Source organism: Cohnella phaseoli (assembly GCF_003386235.1).
Lineage (GTDB): Bacteria > Bacillota > Bacilli > Paenibacillales > Paenibacillaceae > Cohnella > Cohnella phaseoli.
This window is the reverse complement of sequence record NZ_QRDZ01000027.1, coordinates 103,898-123,893: the sequence shown is the minus strand read 5'-3', so window position 1 is coordinate 123,893 and position 19,996 is coordinate 103,898. Positions and strand designations below refer to the sequence as shown.

Sequence of the window (19,996 nt, the reverse complement as noted above, 5' to 3'; positions counted from 1 at the left end):
CATTTCGTTACACGCCAACTTTAGATGAAATTCCGTACAAAACTCATCCCTCTTCGTTTTTCTGAGGTCATATTGTACGATTTGTCGTACAAACCTAGTAACCAAACCTTTCTAACACCGCATTTTTGTACGATAAATCGCATACATGAACACATTGATCGACAAAACCGCGGTGTTGTACGATTTATCGTACAAAGCTCAGAAAGAAAGAACTCGAGTCGTCCAAACTTATAAAGTCTATAGCGACAAAAAAGACCGCTCAACAAGGGAGCTTAATTCCTCCCCTGCTGAGCAGTCCATCAATTCGTCTGCCGGATTATTTTTCCGGGACAACAAACGATACTGTCGTTCCTTCGCAGAGCCGACTGTCGATCGACAGCCCCTTCCCGTATAGACGCGTTAATCTGTGATGCGTGTTCGCCAGACCAACGCCGCCAACCTTCTCCTTTTGCGCGGAATGGAGCAAACGGGCGGCTCTATCCGGATCCATGCCGATGCCGTTGTCCTTAACTTCAACCAGAATGCCATGATCTGAGCGAACAATCCGCAACCGCAGCTCGCCTCCCTCCACCCGACTTAGCAAGCCGTGCTTAACGGCATTCTCTACGAGCGGCTGGATGGACAGAGGCGGCAATTCCACCCGAAGCTTAGGCTCGACTTCGCGGATCACTTTCAGTTTTTCCCCAAACCGCTCCTGCTCGATATAGAGGTAAGCTTCAACCAATTGCAGCTCATGCTCCAGATCAACCGTCTCGCCCGTGTTCAAGTAATCGAAGCTGATTCGCAGGAAAGAGGTAAAAGCGTCTCCCAACGCTCTCATTCTTTCCGTATCTATCTCGCTAAGCGCCATGAGCGAGTTCAACGTATTAAACAGAAAGTGCGGATGAATCTGTGCCTGTAGATAGGCCGCTTCGATCCGGAGGCGATCCTGAATCGATTGCTTCAGTAAGATTAATGCCCGAATCCGATATCTCAACTCCACGGCATCCGCCGGCTTGGTCATATAATCGTTCGCGCCCGCCAGGAAACCGGTATAGATGTCGGCCGGCTGGCTGCGCGCGGTAAGCAGCAGCACCGGAAGCTCCGATACGGCATACCGCTCCCTCACTCTCTGCGTCAGCTCATACCCGGACATTCCCGGCATCATGACGTCCGCGATCAGCAAATCCCAGTTGTCCGATTCCAGCAGTTCCAACGCCTCTTGTCCGGAGCAAACCGTTTGCAGAATATAAGGCTCCGACGACAAGATGCCCTCGAGCACCTTGAGGTTGATCGGTTCGTCGTCCACGGCCAATATACGAATCTCCCGGTCCGAGAGCAGATGAAGCGAGGAATCTCCGATCGTCCCGTATTCCTTCTCTTCCGGATAGCGAATGACGGCAATCGCCTGCTGCGACGCGGCGACCTCCCGTTCCGAGAGCTCCTCATCGGTAGGGGGCGAAGCTGCTTTCTCATCGGCGAGCGGCAGCCTGAATCGAAAAGTCGAGCCCTGTCCCTGCACAGAGTCAAGCTGCAGCCCGCTTCCGTGCAGCTCGACCAGCTGCTTGCAAATACTTAGGCCAAGTCCGATTCCTCTGCCGTCGCGAATGCCATAATCTCCTTGAACGTACGGCATGAAAATACGCGCTTTCGTCTCCTCATCCATACCGGCGCCGGTGTCGGACACCTGAATCTCGGCATAGCCTTCACCAGTCTCCAAGGAGACCCGAACGCTGCCTTGCTCCGTATATTTGAGCGCGTTGTGCAGCAGATTGTACAAAATCTGCACAAACCTCTTCTCGTCCGCCCATACCGGAGGCGCAGAATCGTCTATCCTCATCTCCAAGCGGATCGGCTTGCCTTCCGCCATATGCTTCAACATCGCCAGAATGCCCGGCACAATCGCCTGCACGCTTACCGGCTCGGGTCGAAGAACGACCTGATGCTCCTGAAGTCGGGCGATATCTAGCAGGTCGTCCAATAGACGAGACATCCGCCTGCTGACCGTGCCTACCAGTTCCATCTCCCTGAGGCTGGTTTCCTCCAGCTTGTGCTTTTCTCTGGCGTAGATGCTGCCCGTAATATTCATAATGCCGTGTAAAGGCGTTCGCAGCTCGTGCGAGGTGCTGGCCAGAAATCGATCCTTCATTTTATCCGAAATTTGCAGCTTCTCGTACAAGTCGCTAATTTTATCGGTATTGCGCAAATATCTCAGAAACCAGTATGCCGAGAAAAAGATGACCGCTACTGCAAGATCGAGCGGATAGTAGACATGCATCGTTTCCGAGAAAGAATCCGCGATGCTCCAGGCCAGATTAAACAGAATGCAGACGCATGTCAGCAGCAGCAACCGCGAATCCCGATCCTCCTGCCTGCGTATGAACATGACGACTGCGCTCCAGCCGATCCAGATGTAAGAAATCAAATATGCCGCAAGAAAAATCTGCGTGTCCGTTACGCTGTTCGCAATCGAGACCGGCGCCACCAGCACCACTGCAGTCAATATCGCAATAGAGACCAAATAAATACGAAGCCCGCGACTGCGCGGAGAATAGCCTGCAAACATGCGATAGAAAAGAAGAATACATATATTTTGCCAGAGCAGCACGGAAATACGAATTTTGGTTAACCAGGTATAGTTGAGGGGAAGCCAGAGCAGCATCGTTTTGTCATGACCGCTGAAGACGGCTATTCCCACAAGGAAGAACACCAGCCCCGTGACCAGCAACAAGCTGTCGTTCCGCTTGTAGAAGTATACGATACCGATATACAGCGCGTGCAAGAACATAATGACAACGATCATTAATTGAAAACAGAGGGAGTAATAATAGATCGAATTGACGGCCCGCTCCGAGCCGAAGCGAACGGAACGCATAATCCCGCCGGAGAAGGGGGAATCGTAGTTTGACGAACGGATAAGCAGCTCGATCTCCGTGCTGCCTTTCTCCGAATAGGAGAGTCGGTACGAGGAATTATACGGCTTGTACTCGCCGGCGCTCGCCGCTACCTTCCCTGCGCCGCCCAATACGGCTCCGTTGATCTCGACCTCCGAGGAAGCCTGTATATTCTTGATCCAGAGCGCGATCGGCTGTTCCAAGGGATCGACCAGAATGCGCAAGCGATAGGTCCCATATCCGTAGGCGTTGCCCTCATTGGACGACATGGCCGATTTCCAGTTGCCCGGAACCTGAATCCGTTGAGCCTGTCCGGCCTCCGCCGCCTGACCGCCGGTCAGCAATCGATGGGGATACCATTCCCACTCGCCGTCCAGCGTGAAGGGAGTCGATGCCAAATCGACGCCTCTCAGGTCGACGACGCCGTCGGAGGCTCGGAACGACTTGTCGATCGGAAGCCACTCCAACCAAGCCCATCTCATGGCGAGCAGGGCGCAAAGAAATAATATTGTGAAGAATAAATAGCGATAAGCAAGCTGCAACGAGTTGAATAGTCTCATGAAGGTACCCTTCGACAGAATTCGTCGGATTCCTTTATTTTCAGATGCACAGCTACACGACTTTCTCCGATTTCCAGCGTTCGTACCAGTTAACAATCTCCTCGCTGATCGGCAGCTCCTGCTCCTTCTCCACCTTCTCTAACAGCAGCCAATACTGCTCCTCAACGCCGCCGCGATGATTCAGCATGTCGTAGAGCTTCATTAACGAGAAGTAGCTGTCCTCATTTTCCGGGCATATGTCTTGAAGACTGCGATGAACTTCCACGGCTTTCGCGAAAAGGTTCGTTTGCTCGTAAAACTCTCCCAGCTTCTTCATTTGATGCTGCCACAATACCCGGAGACGCTCGCGTTCATGCTCTGCCCATAGATAGTCGTGATCGCCGAGATAATCTCCCGTGTAGGCGGATAGCACGCTTTCGTGCTCCGCGGCATTATCCCCCGTCAACGCATCCAGTTGTCGAAGCCGGTGCTCCCAAGCCTCCGACTCCACGCAGGCGCTGCCGATGTCCAATCGGTAACCCGCTTCCAATTCCCCCACGCGAATCGAAACGACTCCATCTATTTTACAGGCTCTCAACGTTTGACGAATATGATAAATCGCCGTATAGAGATGCTGCGCAGCCTTGGCGGCCTCAACCTCCGGCCACAGCAGTTCAAGAAGCGTTCCCCGATTCACCATCCGATTCCAGTGATGAAGCAAATACGAGAACAGTTCAAGCGCCTTGCTCGTTCGCCACTTCGCCAGCTGCGCTTCCCGACCGGGAAGCTGGAACCGGATCTGCCCGAAGCAGCGGATGATCGGCGAATGACCATCCGGCATTGGCCTAGCTTTCTTAATCCGCAACTTCTCTTCCACTCGTTGGAGCGTCTGGCGCAATCGGTCCGGCTGCACGGGCTTCATCACATAATCCAGCGCATATAGCTCGAAAGCTTTCACCGCATATCGGTCGTAGCCTGTCACAAATACGATCTCGATGCCGGGAACGACGGCCTGCAGTCGCCTTCCCAGCTTTAGCCCGTCTATCTCCGGCATATGAATGTCCAGAAATACCACATCGGGACGATGCTCCATCACGCCTGCAGCGACCTCGTTCGGATCGGTATACTCCGCTGCGATGTCCACCTCTTCGCTCTCGCGTTCAAGCGCCCGCCGAAGCCGGAATAGCGCTAGCGGCTCGTCGTCGACCAATATGATTTTCATGATGGTTCCACCCCGCCCGGATCGATGTTGGTAGGGAATATTATACCATTATCAAGTCGCATCCGGGCAGGGTCGTAGATCCCCGGGACTAATAACACATTTTTCAGGGAATTCCCTGATACACGAAATCCATGAATCATGATACGATGATCGTATAGAAAGTGAAAACATTCACAATATATAAGTGAAAATTTTCACAACAGGAGGAGCCCTATGACAAAAAAGAAACTGCTTATAATCGGCAACGGCATGGCCGGCGTGAGAACGATTGAAGAAATACTGGAGCGGAACTCCCATCAATACGAGATTACGATTATCGGCGAAGAAACCTATACGAATTACAACCGCATTATGCTGTCCAATGTCCTGCAAAAGAAGATGACAGTGGATGAAATCGTTACGAATCCGCTGCAATGGTACGAGGATAACGGCATTACGCTTATCCACCACGATCCGGCGATCAGGCTGGACCCGCAAGCCAAACAAGTCGTTACGGCCGATGGCCAATGTATCCATTATGACAAATGTATTATCGCCACAGGGTCCAGGTCTTTTATTCTGCCCATCGAGGGCGCGGAGCTGGCGGGCGTGTTGGGCTTCCGCACCATTGACGACACGCTGCAAATGATCGAACAAGCCAAGCAATATAAGCGGGCTGCAGTGATCGGAGGCGGCTTGCTAGGGCTTGAAGCGGCGAAAGGCCTCGTCGATCAAGGCATGGAGGTCACGGTCGTTCACTTGGAAAAATGGCTAATGGAAACGCAGTTGAACGAACCAGCCGGAAATTTATTGAAGAAGGATTTGGAGAAACAGGGCATTCGCTTTCTAATGGAGAAAAAAACGACCCGCATACTGGGAACGAGCAGAGTGGAAGGCCTTGAATTCAGCGACGGCAGCACTCTAGAGGCGGATTTGGTCATTATGGCGGTCGGCATCCGGCCGGTGACCGGGCTGGCCAAGGACGCGGGGCTGCATGTCGAGCGAGGAATCGTCGTTGACGACTTCATGGCCACAAGCGCGGCGGACGTGTATGCGGTAGGCGAATGCGCACAGCATAATAAAACGATCTACGGCCTGGTCGCTCCGCTGTATGAGCAAGGGAAGGTGCTGGCCGACCTGCTCGCACACCGCCCAACGGACGGCTATAAAGGCAGTACGGTGTCCACTTCGTTAAAAGTGTCCGGCTGCGATCTGTTCTCGGCGGGCATCATCCGGGAGAGCGACGACGTAAAGGGCATTGAGGCTTATAACGGCTTAAACAACAGCTACAAGAAGCTGTTTATTCGGGATAATCGCATTGTCGGCATCGTGCTGTACGGCGATACGTCCGAAGAGAATCGCTACTATAAAATGCTGCGGAACGGGACCGATATTGCCGCCCTGAATCCCGTAACGCTGCTGGCGGCCGCCGACGAAGAAGCCGGAGCAAGCGTAGCGCAATGGGACGATACCGATACCGTATGCGGCTGCAACGGCGTCACGAAGGGAACCATCGTCAATGCGATCCACGCGCAGCAATTAACATCCGTGGCCGACGTTGTTCGCTGTACGAAAGCGGGCAACTCCTGCGGCAAATGCAAGCCGATGATCGGCGAGCTGCTCTCGCACGTCCTGGGCGACAAGGTTGCGCTTGCGCCGACGGGCATTTGCGGCTGTACGGATCTGACCAGGGACGACATTGTCCTGCAAATTCACGAGAAGGGTCTGAAAACATCGAAGGACGTCTTCCGCGAGTTGGGCTTCCGCAATGCCGAGGGCTGCTCGAAATGTCGTCCGGCGATTAATTTCTATCTTAATGTTACCTTCCCTAATGAGCATCAGGATGAAAAAGAGTCCCGTTATGTTAATGAACGCATGCATGGCAATATCCAGAAGAACGGCAGCTTCTCGGTCATTCCTAGGATGAGAGGCGGCAAAACGACGCCGCAGCAGCTGTTGAAAATTGCGCAGGTGGCAGAAAAATACAATGTGCCTCTTGTCAAAGTAACGGGTAGTCAGCGCATTGGCCTGTACGGTGTAAATAAAGAGGATTTACCGGCTATGTGGGAAGAGTTGGACATGACCTCCGCTTCCGCCTACGCCAAAGCCGTTCGTTCCGTGAAAACATGCGTAGGCGCCAACTTCTGCCGCTTTGGCACGCAGGACTCCATGGGGCTGGGCATTAAGCTGGAGGAGCGTTACGAGTACATCGACACCCCGCACAAATTCAAGATGGGCGTATCGGCTTGCCCGCGCAGCTGCGTGGAAAGCGGAGTTAAGGACTTTGGCGTCATCGGCGTAGAAAACGGCTTCCAGATTTATATCGGCGGCAACGGCGGTACGGAAGTGAAGGAGGCCACGCTCCTGACCACGGTTGAGACGGAGCAGGAGGTTATCGATCTGTGCGGCGCCATGCTGCAATACTACAGGAAGACAGGCAATTACGCCGAACGTACTGCGCCATGGCTGGAGCGACTTGGCTTTGAGCATGTCAAGTCCGTGCTGCTGAACCCTGAGCAAAGCAAAGCTTTGCTAGCGGAGCTGGATGCGGCCGTAGCCGGCAAACGCAAAGACCCGTGGACGGAAATTCGCAGCAATGAGCATAAAGAACAAGAGCTTTATACAGTAGGGAGAGGATAAGGATGGGAACAACTCAAGTCAAACAAAAGGTGTTTGTCGCCAACTTCGCCGAACTGCCGCCCCGCATTGGTCGCGAAATAGTGGTAGATGGCCTTAAAATTGCCGTATTTCGCTTATCCGACGATCGAATCAAAGCGATTGGCGGAGCTTGCCCGCACAAGCAGGGGCCGCTTGCCGAAGGAATCGTGGCCGGCGAGTATGTGTTCTGTCCGCTGCACGAATACAAAGTGTCCTTGATCGACGGCAAGGTCCAGGAGCCGGACGACGGCTGTGTGGCCACCTACGATACTCTCGTTGAAGAAGATAAGGTTTACGTGCTGGTATAAAATTCGTCTTCCCATGGGAGGGAGATAGCGATGTTTAAGCAAAATGTTGAAGCGATTGTGGAGGTAGGCGTCGCTAAAGCAAACTATATGAAGCGAGAGAAGCTGGGCTACTTCATTGCGACCATGCTTGCGGGAGCTTATGTCGGTTTCGGAATTATACTTATCTTCACCTTGGGAGCGCCGCTGGCCCAATCCGGTTCCCCCTTTCAGCCGTTAGTGATGGGGGCAAGCTTTGGGATTGCCTTGACCCTGGTCATTATCGCAGGAGCGGAATTGTTTACAGGGAACAATATGGTTTTTACGATCAGTACGCTGGCAGGCAAAACAACTATGAAAGAGACATGGATCAACTGGCTTATTGTATTTATCGGAAATTTGGCGGGAGCGGTTGTATTCGCCTTGCTTGTAAAGGGCTCGGGACTGTTCAACGCCGTGCCGCCGGAACATCTAGTCTTTACGGCCGCAGCGAAAAAGATGAACGCTCCGTTTACGGAATTGTTTTTCCGCGGCATTCTTTGTAACTGGCTCGTATGTCTTGCCGTCTGGATGAGCATAAAGCTGAAAAGCGAAGGAGCCAAAATGTTCGCCATCTGGTGGTGCTTGTTCGCCTTTATTGCCAGCGGCTATGAACATAGCGTGGCGAATATGACCTTGCTCAGCGTTGCGCTGATCTTGCCGCAGCATCCCGAGGCGGTTACTGCCGCCGGCTGGTTGCATAATATGTTTCCCGTAACGCTTGGCAATATGGTTGGCGGTATCTTATTCGTTGGTCTGGCTTATTGGAGAATTTCCCCGGTTCGGAAAAGCGAGTCGGTTGAGCTTACTCCGAACCAACCGAAGAAAGCTGCGAACCTGTGAGCGATCTCGCACACGCAGCAGGCTACCGATTCAAGCCCGGCAGCCCGTAAGCGACTTGTATCCTTAGCCGGTATCCGGCGTTCTTCGCTTCGTCCAGCAGATCGGGACACATCTCGCGCGGCAGTTCGATTTCCGCGTTCAAGGCCGACTGCAAGCCTAGAATCCGGTCATCGCGGTAGACGGCCTCGTTATGAGCAACCAGTGAAACGAGGCGGCCCGAGGCGATTGCCTTGCGTGCCAGCCGATGGTAAGCGGCCGAGTCCTTCCGGTCTCCTTCCACGAGACGGATTCGGCCGGAGAACGGTATAATCTCGGCCAAGTCGGCCTCCGAACGCCGGAAATCCGCCCGCAGCGTAATGCCGACGCTCGGATAAAGCCTGGCGGCTCTCTTGTAAGCGTCCAAAAGACTGTCCGCAAGTTCAGCCCCCTCCGCGTTAATCATGATCGTTATACCGTACAAAGCCGCCTCCCGGATCAAGTCTACAAGCTGCCGAAAGGCAAGCTCGTCGTCGACGCCCATGCCGATTCGAGATAGCTCCAGCAGGAGCGTCGCCGACCTCCCGGCGATTCCCAGCATATCGATGAGTCTTCTCAGCTCTTTCTTCGTTTCGACGTACTCCCGCAAGCCTTTGGCTTCTTCTCCGATATAAGCCAACGATACCCCGTAGCCTCTGTATGTTAACCGAACCGCTTCGCAGACGGCATCCTCCCGCTTCGTCCCGACAATGGTTCCCCTCGGCAAATGCTTCATTCCCGTCTTCTCCCCTTCTTCTCTTTTTCCAACTTCCCAGTCCTAATGTACCGTGTTAAAGTGGACTGTAACAGGATCACTTGAACGCATTTTTGACCATACCACTTTGCACGAAGGAGAAGAGAAATGATGTGGACGGCGATCGATCGAACTTCCGGGACGCCCCTGTTCAGACAAATTTACGAGGCCTTCCGCCAGAGGATCTTGCACGGGGAGCTTCAAGGAGGAGATCAGCTTCCCAGTACGCGTGATTTGGCATCCAGCCTGCAGGTGTCCCGGACGGTTATCGTGGAGGCTTACGAGCAGTTGCTCGCCGAAGGCTACATCGAAGGCCGCCGCGGTTCGGGAACGTTCGTCGCCGAGGGCACCCTTCTGCCGCTTATCGAGCCATCCGTTCCGGCCGCCCGATCTGTCCCGCACGATTCGCAGCCGCTTATAAGAGATGGTCTCGTCAATCCGGATCTGGTCGATTTTCGCCACGGCATTCCCGCTCTCGATCTGTTTCCGAAGAAGCTATGGGGAGATCTAGCCAAACGGATTTGCACGGAAGCTTCGCCCGAAGCGTTCGGCTACGGCCGACCGGAAGGACGGCACGAGCTTCGCGGCGTACTCGCCCGATACTTGCGCAGGTCCAGGGGAGTCGTCTGCGAACCGGAACAGCTTCTGGTGACGACCGGCGCCACGCAGGCGATTTCATTAGTCGCCAAGCTGCTGCTGAACGGAAAGTCGGATGTCTTGGTGGAAGATCCGATCACCTCCGATATCCATACGATGTTCTCGCTTCCCGGGGCGAAGCTTCATCCGATTCCTGTCGACGATTCGGGTATGATCACCGACCTCCTGCCTTCAGACATCAGCCCCAAGTTCGTTTACGTCACGCCGTCCCACCAATTTCCGATCGGGGGCCTACTCCCGATCCAGCGGCGGGTCCAGCTCATCCAGTATGCGGCCAGAACCGGAAGCTACATCGTCGAAGACGATTACGACAGCGAATTTCGTTACGAGGGCGCACCCGTCAGCTCTCTGCAAGGGCTCGATCCGGAGCGCGTCGTCTACATCGGCACGTTCAGTAAAATTTTGTCCCCGGCGCTTCGTATGGGCTACATCGTCCTCCCTGCTTCTCTTATCGAACGTGCTCGGGGTTTGAAATGGCTCACCGACCTCCACACGCCGTCGTTGGAGCAGCTTATCCTTGCCGAATTCATCGAAGAAGGCTACCTGGACCGACACATCGCGAAGATGAAAAAGCTTTACCGCAAGCGCCGAGACTTCCTCATTCGGCAGCTGCGCCATTCGTTCGGAGACGCTGTGCGCATTCTCGGCCATTCCACCGGCATCCATCTGATCGCTGAATTCGCCGGGATCTCTTTTACGCCGGAGCTCCTTTCCGTCATCGAAGAAAATGGCGTCAGAGTCTATCCGGTTGCCGTTCATGCCTTCCGGCGGGACGTCCAAAGGCACCGGATCATTATCGGGTACGGGAATTTATCTGAAAGCAGAATAGAAGAAGGGATTCGAAGATTAAGTGCATCTTTGAAGAAAGAATAAATAGTTGCCCAGAATGATGACAAATATTGTCGAATTTTATACATTATTGATGGTTTTGTGATACGTTAGACGCATAACTTGTAACTTGCGAGGTGTACGATGAAGTCGGTGCTAAGAATATCGGCTTTGGGAGCGTTTGTATTCCTGTTTATACTTGCGCCTCAGCTTGCCAGTGCCCAGCATCACGCGGTTACGATCCAGCATTGGCAAATTCAATATATCCCGGAAAAGGGTTCTCTTGACCTTCCTTCCTCGGTTGAAGGAGATTGGCTGGAGGCAGATATTTACGATCCCGGAACGACGCTACCGCGCGAAAGTCGCGGCGTATGGATCCGGCTTGTTCTGCCTCCTACTTCGGATTGGGTCAATCCAGGTTTGCTGGCGGATCGCTTGTATGCGCAAGATATCGCCGTCTATCGGGGGGAGCAGCTGCTTCTGGAATCGACCCGGGCTTTCGCTTTCGATCTGAACAAGCTGATTTTGCCGATCGGGGCGCTCTCGGAGTCTTCCGATCTGTATATTCGCATCCTGGTCACGGGAGAACGGGCCGGCTTGGTCGGCGGCATTCGGCTCGACGATTTCAACGATCTCTCCGGGCGGTTCATCTCCCGGGACATTGCCGATGTCCTTCTCGGAACGGGCATCGCTTTCCTGGGGTTGATCATGCTCATTTGCACCGGATACTTACATCGGAGACAGCGCAGCACGTGGATCTCGCTTTCCCTGATCGCCCTCACGACGGGTCTGCTGATGATCTTCTATTCGCCGCTTCCTTACATCTATTTCGAAGAATACGGGCGCCTGCTGTCGTACCTGTTCGACGCGTCGATGTTCGTGCTGTTCCCGTCTCTCATCTACTATATCGATCAGATGTTCGAGGGCCAGTTCCGCTTTTTCACGAAGTTTCGTTATTTCCAAACGGGCTATTCCGCTCTTGGCCTGCTTGCGTTGCTGATTTACGCTGTAACGAACGGTCGCTTCTTCCAGCCTTATTACTTGCTCTCGAATCGTATTTTCGGAGTTCTGATTCTGTTCCAACTCGTTCTTGTTCTTGTCTTGTCCATCATCCATGCGCTTAAAGGAAACAAAAACGCCATCACGTTATCGATAGGAATGTTTCTGCTAGCGATACTGGGAACGGCCGACATGATCATCTACTATTTAAGCGAGAGAACTTATACGCTCTTCCTATGGAAATTCGGCGTTGTCGGGCTCATGGTGACGCTCGTCATCATTCTCGCCAGACGAATCTCCGCCGATTACGGCACACTGGTCAATTACTCCAAGAAGCTGGAGCTGTACAACCATAGGCTCGAGAGAACGGAGAAACTGAAAATCATCAGCGACCTCGCCGCTTCCGTGGCACACGAGGTCCGCAATCCGCTCCAGGTGACAAGAGGCTTCCTGCAGCTGCTGTCGGGTAAATCCGATGACAAAAACAAGCCGTTCTTCGATATGGCAACAAACGAGCTGGACCGAGCGGCCACGATCATCACCGATTTTCTAACCTTCGCGAAGCCGGAGATGGAGACCGTGTCTTTGCTGAATTTATCGGAGGAAATGTCCAAGATTGAGACGATGATGACTCCGCTAGCCGCGATGCACGATACAGTTCTTCTGTTCCGTTCGCAAACCGGCCTTTATTGCCACGGAAATTCTTCCAAGCTCAAACAGGCGTTCATCAACGTGATCAAAAACAGTCTGGAAGCAACGGGGTCAAATGGGAAAATCGAGGTATCCGCCACCGCCGAGAACGACGAAGTCGTCATTCGGGTCAAGGACAACGGAGAAGGGATGGAAGAGGAACAAATCGCCAAGCTGGGAGTCCCGTTTTTCTCGACCAAAGCGAAGGGAACCGGTCTCGGCCTCATGGTTACCTTCCGCATTATCGAAGTCATGAAGGGCACAATCGAATTCCGGAGCGTCAAACAGCAAGGAACCGAAGCCATTATCCGCTTCCCGTTAGTCACAGCCGCCGAGGAGCCCGACTCGCTAAGCGGTACCGGCGCTTGACCGTTCAACGCCAAAAAAAGAACCGAAGGAAAACCCTTCGATTCTTCCGCAGACCGTATTCCATTACCACACGATATTGACGCTTGGGTCTCCGCCGTCGACATCCTCCGGGTTTGGAGGAAGTACCAGGAAGTACTGCGAAGCGGTTTCTTCTACGACCTTCAGGTCGATGCCGGCGGGAATGTCGATCCCGAACGCAGCTTTGATCGCTTCCTTAGGTTCGCTCAGAAGACTTGTCTTGAAAGCGGGATCTTCCCAAGCTTTCTTGATAATCTGCACTTTAAGAGATTCCAGTGACATGAGAGCACGCCCTTCCCAAAATGTGGTTAAGCCTATTTTCATCATACCATGGACCTCGGTCAAAAGTCCTCATTTATTTGATAGATTCGACAAAAGCATGGATAATCCGCCTTCGGCTGCCAATTGATCAACTCGTTCTTCCGTTTCAATAGCATCCTTCTCAAGCCCCATTACAATATCCGCATGAAAGGCCAGCAACGCTTCAGGAACTTCGGGCATATTTACGAGTTTCTCGTGATGCCCTTTGGCGATTCCAACCAACTCTCGCAAACAGCCAATCCGATAGATCCCTCGTTTGACCAACCGTTCTTCCAACGGTTGGTTCGAAGGGAGTTCCAGCGCACGCCGAACGAGCGTCAGAAAAGCGTTGCGCCTTTCCCCGTCCTCGGCCAAGTCCTCCCGCCAGTCGGCCCAATCGTCGGAAAGCTGCAGCGTCGCCAGAGCGAGATCGAGCGCCTCCTCCATCTGGGGAAGGCGCTCCGCCCGCCCGGACACTAGCAGCATGCCTGCCGCGCACAGCTTCACGGGCGCCGATTTGCGCGCCAGAGCAGCGGGATTAGCGGGATCTGCCTTCTGGTCGCCTTCATCTGCAACGGCACAAGCCCAGTCGGCGAGATACGTCTCGTACCGCTCCCAAAGCGGGGATTCCGCCGGAAAATAATACCCATACCGCCGTTTAAACGCCTCATGCAGCATCTGACCAAGTGCCAATGCGCGTCTCGTCTCCTTTAGGTCTACAACGGCCTTCGCATCCATCACATCGTCGAGCAAGAAGAAGTGCAGCATCGCGTACACGTTGCCAACCGCGAGTTCCCGGCACAGATCGTCCCCACACCCGGTCAGCTCCTTGAACCAGAAAGGCAGAAGAAAGCAAATGTAGTTCGTTCCTCCGCCGGCTTCTCCCGAATTCGAGGCCACTGGATTGAAGCTCTTCAGCAGCGACGATGCCAAATCGGCGAGAGGTGCCGGCAATGCCGAAAGACCGTCCGTCGCTTCCGCAAATATCCGCGCTAGCTCCCCCTCGTACCGTCCCAGCCAAACCTCCCGCATTCCATTCATGCGTTCCGCCCCCGTCTAATCCCCGGCCGCGTCCGGAGAAGATGCGCCGTTTTATCCCGTTATCCGTTCTTCATCCGGCGTTTGCTCTTGTTTCCGTCAGTATACTTCGAATTAAAGAAGAAAGCTACGAAACCGCGCCAGGGTCATCGCGAATTTCGCAGCTTGCGGTTTAATGCAGATTCAGATGTCGGCCTTACGGCCGAACGCGCCGTAATGCATGCAGCACTGAGCAGCGAAGACGCTTGCTTCTTGTGCGGCGCATAAACGAACCGTCTCCATTGCACACTAATCAGTGGATCTAATTAACGATGCAGAGGAGCGATGTTCTCATGGCCAATCACCGAGACAAATTATCGAAGGCGGAGGTTCAATCCATCCCGCTTAACAAGATGCCTGTCCCCGGAGAAGATGACGTAGAGTTCTCCGCTGAGGAGGCGGCTGAGGCGTTCGAGCAGAACGGGGCGGCGAACGCGACTGCCGATCACCAAAGCGAAAGAGAATAACGGCAAAGAAGGTGCAGCTACTCCGTCAACGGGAAATAGCCTGCACCTTTTTCGTTCGACAGGGGCTCTATTCAAAATCGGAAACGACTGTAAACCGCTCATTTACGTGTTGCGGATTCTCGATCTCATCGACGATAGCGATCGCGTAGTCGGCATAGCTGACATGGCTTTCGCCTGAGGAGTTAACCAGCAGATGGTCTTTACCGGTACGATATGTCCCTGTTCGCTTGCCTTCCGGGTTAAAGAAGGCGGACGGGCTGACGAAGGTCCACTTGACGCCTGTCGACTCCTTCAGGTCCTGGAGATTCTGAGCTTGATTGGAAGCCGTCGCTTTGAACAGATCCGGGAAGTCGGGCGTGTCCACTACTCGCAGCGTTTTGGCTTCGTCCACGTACAAGCTGCCGGCGCCTCCGACGATAATCAAACGGGTATCCGGTGCGCCTTGGAACGCTTGAATCAGAGACCGACCCGCTTCCACATGCAGATGCTCCTGACCGAGCGGAGCTCCGAAGGCGTTCACGACGACATCCAAACCCGTTACATCCTCCGCCGTCAGTTGGAACGCGTCCTTCTGCACAACCTTAACTCCGCTTTCCTTGATTTTCGCTGCATCGCGCACGAACGCCGTAACCTCATGACCTCTCGCTACCGCTTCCTTCAGAATAGCTGTGCCTGCTTTGCCGCTTGCCGCGATAATTCCGATTTTCATAGTCGTTTGCCTCCTAAGCAAAGTGGTTTTTATGAGGGAAAGGGTGAAGCTTTTTCCGCTAAGTTGTAACCATTATGGTTACAACTTGCGTATGAAAAACTGCAGTCCGCCCGCCTCAAGCTTGTGCTTGAATCTGCTTGGAAAGGACGGATACGAGTTCCTCCATGGTGATGTCGGCCAGAACGCCTTCCATTGCTTCCTGCGCTCGCGCCAGCAGCAGTTGGAGAACCGCTTGAATGTTAGCGCCGACTTGGCATTGCGGGTTAGGCTCATTATGGATATGGAACAACTTGCCCTCCTCGACAACATCCACCGCGCGATAGACATCCAGAAGAGAAATCTCGTCCAAGCCTCTCGACAGACGAGCACCGCCGCTCCCCGCCTTAACCGTCGCAAGCCCCGCCTTCTTAAGCTGCCCCAAAATTCGCCTGATAATAACCGGATTAGTCCCAACGCTTCCGGCAATCCACTCCGAAGTATTATGAGCGCTTGGCGTAACTGCAAGCAGCGACAACACGTGTACCGCTATAGCAAAACGGCTGCTGATTTTCATGCGCAACACCCTTTCGTTGTAATCATTATAGTTACAACACAGGGCGAGTGTCAAGATTTAGAGGATGGAGGATTGTGGATCCCGGTCCGGCAGATCGCAATTGCGTATAGCCGAACCGCAAACGAAGGTCGAAACAGTCTGGCAGGCTGTTGCGAGGGTGTGCTCCTTCGATTGTTTATTCGATACCCTGCCCTGCGAGCGACGAGGCACTTTTTTGGCCTACGATGCCCCGCTCGACGAGCGCCGAGGCACTTTTTTGGCCTATGCTACCCAGCCAGGCAAGCATCGAGGCACTTTTTTGGCCTACGCTACCCCGCTCGGCGAGCGCCGAGGCACTTTTTTGGCCTACGCTCCACAGCCAGGCGAGCATCGAGGCACTTTTTTGGCCTACGCTACCCCGCTTGGCGAACGCTGAGGCACTTTTTGGGCCTACGCTCCCACGCTCGTCGAGCATCGAGGCACTTTTTTGGCCTACGCTCCCCAGCCAAGCGAGCATCGAGGCACTTTTTGGGCCTACGCTACCCAGCCAGGCGAACGCTGAGGCACTTTTTTGGCCTACGCTACCCCGCTCGACGAGCGCCGAGGCACTTTTTTGGCCTACGCTCCCCCGCTCGGCGAGCACCGAGGCACTTTTTTGGCCTTCCTCCCTCATCCCGGACAGCCCGATAACTTCCGAAGCTGCTGAGGGTTTACATTGTGCACCTTTTTGAACATTTTGGCGAAGTAGGAGAAGTTGCTGAAGCCAACCGACTGCGCGATGTCCGAGATCGGAAGCGTCGAGCTCTCGATTAGATCCCGGGCGATCCGCATGCGTTCCTGCAGAAGATAGTCGGTGATGCTCATCCCCTTCTCTTTCTTGAACAGACGGGACAGGTACGCCGAATTCAAATACACGTGCTCGGCCAGCATCTCGCGCGTGATATTTTCCGCCAGATGCTCGGAAATGTAGGCGCATAGACGCTCTATCGTCGATTCCTCCTGGAACAGATATCTGTGAACCGTGCGAATAATGCGGATCCCCCAGTCCTCCATCTGTTCCAACGTGCGCGGAGACGCTTCGGCGGGAACGCCTGCATCCTGCAGCAGCCGATAGGCCGACAGCCCTTTCTTCTGCAGCAGATAATACACCATTTGCAGAAAGCCGAGATAATAGGCTTGAAGCACACTTGCCCCAAAGCGACGATCCGCAGCCAGCTCCCGCAAACTCGCGTTCAGCCGCGCTCCCAGCTCCTCCGCCTTGCCGTTCTCCAGCAGCAGCGTCCACGCGCCAAAGTCCGGCAGCCGCGGGTCGGCCGCTGGCTCGGCCTCCTGTTTGCTTAGCCAATTGAGCTGGTTCGATTCGCTGAGATTGTTGTATTCGAGCGCGAGCAGCGCTTTGTACATCGGCGTAAGCTCGCGCAGCAGCACAGGCTCTCCGATATAGCAGGACACCGAGCAGTTCAAATACGTGCTGCAAGCTTCAATGTATCTGCCGCACCGTTCGCCGACGACCTCCCGCAGCGTCCCTTCCTCGTCAGGAGAAACGTACGGCAGCGCTACCGTTACCCCATGCTTCGTCTGCACAACCTCCCCGCTGGAATCGGCGACGACCATCTCCGACACCGACTGACGAATCGCATACTCCATCACCTCCTCGTCCCGCGTGCTGAGCTCCCTTTTCCAATTTTCCACACTGACGACTACCGGAAGCAGCTTCGCATCCGCCTGCATCGCAATCCCATACTCCGCCGGCAGCCGTTCCTCGTCGCCGGGACCGACCACGATGCGTTCCGCCAGCAAATCGTACCAGAACTTCTCGCTGAGCAGCGTCTTCTTCTTGTTCCACAGCTCGTAATAGGGCTTATATTGCTCCGTAAGCGCCAATTCAGCCTTCTTCTTCTGCACCGTATCCAGCGCTTTGCGGATCGTCTGCTCCAGCACGCCAAACTCCACCGGCTTCATAATATAATCAAAGCTGCTTAACTGGATCGCCCGCTGCATAAACCGGAAGTCGCCATGTGCAGTCAGAAAGATCGTCTCCATCCGAAGAGACCGCTCGTTCACCCACTCCAACAGCTCGATTCCCGTCCCCTTCGGCATCTCGATATCGCAGATCATGACATCGACCGGCTGGCGCTCCAGTATTTTCACCGCTTCCCGCATATTGTAAGCCTCGCATACGTCGGTCACGCCCAGCCCCTGCCAATCGATCGCATCCTTGATCCCCATGACTGCGTACATCTCATCATCGACAATAAGCACCCGCAAATCGTTCACCTCCGGCTTTATCCGCTGCGGCTCGTCAGCCATTCCGCTTGTTCCTTGTTTTCCGCGGGAATTTCCAGCTCCACCCACGCCCCCGAATCGCGCCCGTTGCCGAACGACAATCCGGTCCCGCTGCCGTACAGCAGGTGCAGACGATGATAACTGTTGCGCATCCCTAAGTGCAGATCGTCGTTCCTCATAAAATAGCTCCCGCTCTGCAGTTCGGCCAGAACCTCCTCCGGAAAACCGGAGCCGTTGTCGGCAATCCGAATCCGACAGCTCCCCTCCTCCAACCGTGCCCGAATCTCAATGTGAAAAGGCTCATCCATAAAATCGAAGCCATGCTTCACGGCATTCTCAATAAACGGCTGAACGACAAGCGGCGGAATCGGAATCTCCCCGACATTGCCCTCCATCTCGATCACAAATGTAATTCTTCCGGGAAAACGCAGCTGCTGAATCCGTAAATAGCTGTCCATATGCTCCATCTCCTCCGCCAAAGCGACGAAGGGTTGACCGGTTTTGGTCGCGAAGCGAAAATATTTCACGAGATTCAGGCACATCGCCTGAATGACGCTGTAATTTTTGATCTGGGCCAAGTTGTAGACGACGTTGATGCTGTTGAGCAGAAAGTGCGGATTGATCTGCAGCTGCAAATGCTTCAACTCCGCCTTGTGCGTGCGAATTTGTTCCTCGTAGACGTGAATCTGCAGAGTTTGAATTTGTTGAACCATATCGTTAAAGCTCTCGTTCACCAGATGAAACTCCTTGGACGGGGAGCCGGTAAGGCGGAATTCCCAATCTCCCCTTTTGAGCGTTCTCATCCCTTTAAGCAGTTCGTTCACCGGTCGAATTATGATTTGGTTCAAATAGAGCAAATAGAGGGACAGCAGCACGACAACGAAAATCGGAATCCACGAAATAAACTCGCGGAAGCGCGACAGGTTTTGCAGCATTCCCTGCTCAGGGATGAACGCGGCAAGCTCCACATCGGTCGAAGCGACCGGATGGCTGACGACAATGTAGGTATCCTCTTTGCCTGTCATCCGTTGATAGGGCGCTGCGGAATCGATTACGGGCGATCCGGTCAACCCTTTGTTTGCAGCCGTTCCCGTGAGCAGCCTGCCTTCCGCGTTCGCAAAAGCGGCAAAGCCTTCCCTTCCCAGCTGAATTAATTCCAGCGGAACCATCAGATGGTCGAGCCTGACCCAGGCGCCAAGATAAACCCCGGAGCCGGAATCGACGATCCGCATCAAGCCGTACGTATCGCCGCAGGAGGTTGCCTTCCACTGAGTAAAATACGGACTGCCCGGTTGGGCGTCCTTCAGGCGGCGCTCCAGACATTGCCTGATTTGCAGCATCTCGTCGTAGTTCTCGCCGGGAATTTGCGTTGGAATAAAATCGCGATGAGCGACGGAGTAGGCGAACTGCGTATCGACGCTGCTGTCGAACCGATTATACCGGTCCAAGCTGTGTAGAATGCGAACTTTTGTCAAAGTATAATCGCTGGACGAGCCTTCTAGTTTGCCCAAGGACAAAATGTCGACGTCGTTGGAAGCCAGATCGTACAAGTAGTTGGTCTCTATGGCGAGAGCCGTCTGAATCTGGTTCGAATACAAGGCGATCATGCTGCGGTTCGATTCCGCCGCTTGCTCCCGCACTGAATTTGACGCCATATAGTTGCTGTAGAGCAGCAGACAAACAAGCGGCAGCGCGATCGTGACGAAGCCGACGATTAATTTGTAACGAAGCGAACGTTTGGGATTCATCGCTCGGCCTCCTCGAAGGATCGTGGAAGATAGATTTCCTATGCCGTTATTATGTCATACTCCGCGTCGACGGGAAAAGGAAGGAGGAGCTGGACAACTTGCTCCAGCCC

The 19,996-nt window shown here is 54.0% G+C and carries 15 protein-coding genes; 6 read left to right on the top strand and 9 right to left on the bottom strand.

What is annotated here, in order from left to right:
* Positions 1–316 precede the first annotated feature (316 nt).
* Together DFP98_RS27830 and DFP98_RS27825 are read right to left on the bottom strand one after the other, a co-directional pair.
* Complete coding sequence (locus DFP98_RS27830) at positions 317–3,433, bottom strand: hybrid sensor histidine kinase/response regulator (RefSeq protein WP_116063907.1); 3,117 nt, start codon at positions 3,431–3,433, stop codon at positions 317–319.
* Positions 3,434–3,485: 52 nt separating this feature from the next.
* Positions 3,486–4,634 (bottom strand): response regulator, encoded by a 1,149-nt coding sequence (locus DFP98_RS27825; protein ID WP_116063906.1) that lies wholly within the window; start codon positions 4,632–4,634, stop codon positions 3,486–3,488.
* Between the two features lie 213 nt (positions 4,635–4,847).
* Here DFP98_RS27825 and nirB point away from each other — a divergent pair, with 213 nt between their 5' ends.
* Genes nirB through DFP98_RS27810 form a run of 3 tightly spaced genes read left to right on the top strand, consistent with a single transcriptional unit; the run spans position 4,848 to position 8,437 of the window.
* Positions 4,848–7,253 (top strand): nitrite reductase large subunit NirB, encoded by a 2,406-nt coding sequence (gene nirB / locus DFP98_RS27820; RefSeq protein ID WP_116063905.1) that lies wholly within the window; start codon positions 4,848–4,850, stop codon positions 7,251–7,253.
* A gap of 2 nt (positions 7,254–7,255) precedes the next feature.
* On the top strand, positions 7,256–7,579 hold the full coding sequence (gene nirD, locus DFP98_RS27815) for a nitrite reductase small subunit NirD (protein ID WP_116063904.1): 324 nt from the start codon (positions 7,256–7,258) through the stop codon (positions 7,577–7,579).
* A gap of 30 nt (positions 7,580–7,609) precedes the next feature.
* A complete protein-coding gene (locus DFP98_RS27810) occupies positions 7,610–8,437 on the top strand; it encodes a formate/nitrite transporter family protein (protein ID WP_116063903.1) in 828 nt (275 codons plus the stop codon).
* Between the two features lie 22 nt (positions 8,438–8,459).
* Here DFP98_RS27810 and DFP98_RS27805 read toward each other — a convergent pair whose 3' ends face one another.
* Positions 8,460–9,188, bottom strand: a complete 729-nt coding sequence (locus DFP98_RS27805; protein ID WP_116063902.1) for a proline dehydrogenase family protein — start codon at positions 9,186–9,188, stop codon at positions 8,460–8,462.
* A 126-nt stretch (positions 9,189–9,314) separates the two neighbouring features.
* Here DFP98_RS27805 and pdxR point away from each other — a divergent pair, with 126 nt between their 5' ends.
* Both pdxR and DFP98_RS27795 read left to right on the top strand, forming a co-directional pair.
* Complete coding sequence (gene pdxR / locus DFP98_RS27800) at positions 9,315–10,736, top strand: MocR-like pyridoxine biosynthesis transcription factor PdxR (protein ID WP_116063901.1); 1,422 nt, start codon at positions 9,315–9,317, stop codon at positions 10,734–10,736.
* Positions 10,737–10,835: 99 nt separating this feature from the next.
* Positions 10,836–12,749, top strand: a complete 1,914-nt coding sequence (locus DFP98_RS27795; RefSeq protein WP_116063900.1) for a sensor histidine kinase — start codon at positions 10,836–10,838, stop codon at positions 12,747–12,749.
* Positions 12,750–12,812: 63 nt separating this feature from the next.
* Here the strand turns inward: DFP98_RS27795 and DFP98_RS27790 are convergent, their stop codons facing one another.
* Both DFP98_RS27790 and DFP98_RS27785 read right to left on the bottom strand, forming a co-directional pair.
* On the bottom strand, positions 12,813–13,049 hold the full coding sequence (locus DFP98_RS27790; RefSeq protein ID WP_116063899.1) for an NHLP leader peptide family RiPP precursor: 237 nt from the start codon (positions 13,047–13,049) through the stop codon (positions 12,813–12,815).
* A 69-nt stretch (positions 13,050–13,118) separates the two neighbouring features.
* Positions 13,119–14,108, bottom strand: a complete 990-nt coding sequence (locus DFP98_RS27785; protein ID WP_116063898.1) for a hypothetical protein — start codon at positions 14,106–14,108, stop codon at positions 13,119–13,121.
* 329 nt (positions 14,109–14,437) lie between these two features.
* On the opposite strand from DFP98_RS27785, the gene DFP98_RS27780 reads away from it, so the two are divergent.
* Positions 14,438–14,611, top strand: coding sequence for a hypothetical protein (locus tag DFP98_RS27780; protein WP_181917981.1), 174 nt, complete (start codon positions 14,438–14,440; stop codon positions 14,609–14,611).
* A 67-nt stretch (positions 14,612–14,678) separates the two neighbouring features.
* Here the strand turns inward: DFP98_RS27780 and DFP98_RS27775 are convergent, their stop codons facing one another.
* From DFP98_RS27775 to DFP98_RS27755, 4 genes are all read right to left on the bottom strand, one after another.
* Entirely contained in the window at positions 14,679–15,320 is a 642-nt protein-coding gene (locus DFP98_RS27775) for an NAD(P)-dependent oxidoreductase (protein ID WP_116063896.1), read from the bottom strand.
* Between the two features lie 115 nt (positions 15,321–15,435).
* Entirely contained in the window at positions 15,436–15,873 is a 438-nt protein-coding gene (locus DFP98_RS27770) for an Rrf2 family transcriptional regulator (RefSeq protein ID WP_116063895.1), read from the bottom strand.
* A 648-nt stretch (positions 15,874–16,521) separates the two neighbouring features.
* Positions 16,522–18,162 carry a response regulator gene (locus DFP98_RS27760; RefSeq protein ID WP_116063893.1) on the bottom strand — a complete coding sequence of 547 codons (1,641 nt, stop codon included), beginning with the start codon at positions 18,160–18,162 and terminating at the stop codon, positions 16,522–16,524.
* Entirely contained in the window at positions 18,138–19,886 is a 1,749-nt protein-coding gene (locus tag DFP98_RS27755) for a sensor histidine kinase (RefSeq protein ID WP_116063892.1), read from the bottom strand. Before DFP98_RS27755 ends, DFP98_RS27760 begins: the two co-directional genes overlap by 25 nt.
* Positions 19,887–19,996 lie beyond the last annotated feature (110 nt).

Bases quoted from the DNA above. Each gene is read 5' to 3' on its own strand.
- DFP98_RS27810 (WP_116063903.1), top strand. From the start codon at position 7,610: ATGTTTAAGCAAAATGTTGAAGCGATTGTGGAGGTAGGCGTCGCTAAA.
- nirD (WP_116063904.1), top strand. From the start codon at position 7,256: ATGGGAACAACTCAAGTCAAACAAAAGGTGTTTGTCGCCAACTTCGCC.
- DFP98_RS27790 (WP_116063899.1), bottom strand. From the start codon at position 13,049: ATGTCACTGGAATCTCTTAAAGTGCAGATTATCAAGAAAGCTTGGGAA.
- DFP98_RS27830 (WP_116063907.1), bottom strand. From the start codon at position 3,433: ATGAGACTATTCAACTCGTTGCAGCTTGCTTATCGCTATTTATTCTTC.
- DFP98_RS27775 (WP_116063896.1), bottom strand. From the start codon at position 15,320: ATGAAAATCGGAATTATCGCGGCAAGCGGCAAAGCAGGCACAGCTATT.
- DFP98_RS27760 (WP_116063893.1), bottom strand. From the start codon at position 18,162: ATGGCTGACGAGCCGCAGCGGATAAAGCCGGAGGTGAACGATTTGCGG.
- pdxR (WP_116063901.1), top strand. From the start codon at position 9,315: ATGATGTGGACGGCGATCGATCGAACTTCCGGGACGCCCCTGTTCAGA.
- DFP98_RS27770 (WP_116063895.1), bottom strand. From the start codon at position 15,873: ATGAAAATCAGCAGCCGTTTTGCTATAGCGGTACACGTGTTGTCGCTG.
- DFP98_RS27805 (WP_116063902.1), bottom strand. From the start codon at position 9,188: ATGAAGCATTTGCCGAGGGGAACCATTGTCGGGACGAAGCGGGAGGAT.
- DFP98_RS27780 (WP_181917981.1), top strand. From the start codon at position 14,438: ATGGCCAATCACCGAGACAAATTATCGAAGGCGGAGGTTCAATCCATC.
- DFP98_RS27755 (WP_116063892.1), bottom strand. From the start codon at position 19,886: ATGAATCCCAAACGTTCGCTTCGTTACAAATTAATCGTCGGCTTCGTC.
- DFP98_RS27785 (WP_116063898.1), bottom strand. From the start codon at position 14,108: ATGAATGGAATGCGGGAGGTTTGGCTGGGACGGTACGAGGGGGAGCTA.
- DFP98_RS27825 (WP_116063906.1), bottom strand. From the start codon at position 4,634: ATGAAAATCATATTGGTCGACGACGAGCCGCTAGCGCTATTCCGGCTT.
- DFP98_RS27795 (WP_116063900.1), top strand. From the start codon at position 10,836: ATGAAGTCGGTGCTAAGAATATCGGCTTTGGGAGCGTTTGTATTCCTG.
- nirB (WP_116063905.1), top strand. From the start codon at position 4,848: ATGACAAAAAAGAAACTGCTTATAATCGGCAACGGCATGGCCGGCGTG.